This is a genomic window from Pseudomonas sp. ICMP 8385 (assembly GCF_002699915.1).
In the GTDB taxonomy this organism is placed as follows: domain Bacteria; phylum Pseudomonadota; class Gammaproteobacteria; order Pseudomonadales; family Pseudomonadaceae; genus Aquipseudomonas; species Aquipseudomonas gessardii.
In genome coordinates, this window is sequence record NZ_LKBY01000008.1 from 1 (window position 1) to 2,384 (window position 2,384).

A 2,384-nucleotide genomic window follows, 5' to 3' on the forward strand; every position below is an offset into this window, starting at 1 on the left:
CCAGACGCTGAGCTGGTGATCAAAGCGCTGGATATGGCTTACGAGCAGCGTGGCAGGCCTTCGGATCTGCTATTCCACTCGGACCAGGATCGCAATATGCAAGCCGACTCTTTCGCCAGCGGTTGTGGCGATACCGCATGCGCCAGAGCATGAGTCGACGAGGAAACTGCTGGGATAACGCGCCGATGGAGCGCGTATTTCGCAGATTGAAAACAGAATGGATGCCGACCGTGGGCTATCGAACTGCGCAGGAAGCACAGCGCGATATCAGCCATTTTTTGATGCATCGCTACAACTGGATTCGGCCTCACCAATTCAACGATGGGTTGGCGCCAGCGCGGGCCGAGGAAAAACTTAACGTCGTGTCCGGGATTAGTTGACCACTACAAGTGGAGAATTGCATTCCAATTGACCACCCGTTTGCATTGCCACTGACCAGCCATTTGCATTCGACTTGACCAGTTGTTTGCGTGGGATCTGACCAGCCCACGGGGCGGGCCTTGACCGGCAGAAAGCGGCCAAAAGCGGACGCTCCCGCGGAGAAGTTTTGTAGCTACCACGACAGCAACGTTTGAAAGCTATTCAGAGGCAAGGATTCCGCTTATACAACCACGTTGGGCATAGTGTCAGAGCGGGATGAGAGCAAATACAGTTAATCGTTTGCCCAGACTGGATTTCCGACCATCTGTCGCTATTGTTTAAGGGAAGAGTAGGACCATTCCGAGCCCGCACGATGGCCATTCTTAGTAAGCGCGCATAAATATCGTTCACTCCAAGGATGATCAGAATGGCGGCAGAGAAGAGAGTACGATCGGTTGGCTCTGTAGCTGACGAGCTTATCAAGAAATCCAGGGAGGCGGCCCTCGCCTCTGTGCAGATATTCAATAACCCTGCGCTCACCTTCAAGTCTGAAATATTTATTGTTTTGATGATGATATCTTGGACTTATCTCCTTCACGCATTTTATCGAAAAAATGGAGTTGAATATCGATACTTCAAGATGGAAGGTACGCGAAAGCGATTTCACAAAACTGCTAAAGGTGCTGTAAAGCATTGGGAGCTGGAGAAGTGTTTGAATCAACCTGAATCGCCGGTAGCCTTGAGCGCCGCTAACAATCTTCGATTTCTGATCGGTTTGAGGCATGAAATCGAACACCAAATGACAACGAAGATCGATCAGTTCTTAAGCGCTAGGGAAACTCTGAAAAAGACTTTCTGATTTGGCAAAATACCGCGACCCCACCCACCGAGTTTCCCGATGAAGCAGATGACCTTCGCCGACGCCGAGTACGCTGGCAAGCGCAAGCAAACCCGCAAGGAGTTGTTCCTGATCGAGATGGATCGGGTGGTGCCGTGGAAGGGCTTGATTGCTTTGATCGAGCCACATTATCCGAAAGGTGAAGGTGGCCGTCCGGCCTACCCGTTGATGGCGATGCTGCGTGTGCATCTGCTGCAGAACTGGTTCGGCTACAGCGATCCAGCGATGGAGGAAGCGCTGTACGAAACCACGATCCTGCGCCAGTTTGCCGGGCTGAACCTGGAGCGCATCCCCGACGAAACCACCATTCTCAACTTCCGCCGCTTGCTGGAGAAACACGAGCTGGCGGCCGGCATCCTCGCTGTCATCAATGGCTATCTGGGCGACCGCGGCCTGTCGCTGCGCCAGGGCACCATCGTCGATGCAACGCTGATCAATGCGCCCAGTTCGACCAAGAACAAGGACGGCAAGCGCGACCCGGAAATGCACCAGACCAAGAAGGGAAACCAGTATTATTTTGGCATGAAGGCCCACATCGGCGCCGATGACGAATCGGGTCTGGTGCACAGCGTAGTGGGCACGGCGGCCAATGTGGCGGATGTCACCCAGGTGGACAAATTGCTGCATGGCGACGAAAACGTGGTCTGCGCCGATGCAGGCTACACCGGTGTCGAAAAGCGGCCCGAGCATGAAGGACGTGAAGTTATCTGGCAGGTGGCGGCACGCCGCAGCACCTACAAAAAACTCGATAAGCGCAGCGTGCTGTACAAAGCCAAGCGCAAGATTGAAAAGGCCAAGGCTCAGGTGCGCGCCAAGGTCGAGCATCCGTTCCGGGTAATCAAGCGCCAGTTCGGTTACACCAAGGTGCGCTTTCGCGGCTTGGCCAAAAACACGGCGCAACTGGTGACACTGTTCGCTCTGTCGAACCTGTGGATGGCGCGCCGACATTTACTGACGAATGCAGGAGAGGTGCGCCTGTAATGCGGGAAATGGCCACCGGAGTGGGGTCCGGGTGGCGAAAACGTAAGAAATACTCGTCGAATTGATTGTTTTTTGATCATTTGGCGAGTTTAAAAGTTGCGCTAGGTGGTATGCCGGGGAAATACATGGCTACTTCAGACCATCC

General features: G+C 53.9%; 2 protein-coding genes and 1 pseudogene. All 3 read left to right on the forward strand.

Annotated features, from left to right (window positions below; genetic code table 11):
- Window positions 1–380, forward strand: a pseudogene (locus AO268_RS03715) (DDE-type integrase/transposase/recombinase); the annotation flags it as partial.
- Window positions 381–787: 407 nt separating this feature from the next.
- The gene (locus AO268_RS03720; protein WP_257154333.1) at window positions 788–1,219 is read left to right on the forward strand and encodes a DUF3644 domain-containing protein; all 432 of its coding nucleotides are present in this window, start codon (window positions 788–790) and stop codon (window positions 1,217–1,219) included.
- A 39-nt stretch (window positions 1,220–1,258) separates the two neighbouring features.
- Entirely contained in the window at window positions 1,259–2,239 is a 981-nt protein-coding gene (locus AO268_RS03725; RefSeq protein WP_010466230.1) for an IS5-like element IS1384 family transposase, read from the forward strand.
- Window positions 2,240–2,384 lie beyond the last annotated feature (145 nt).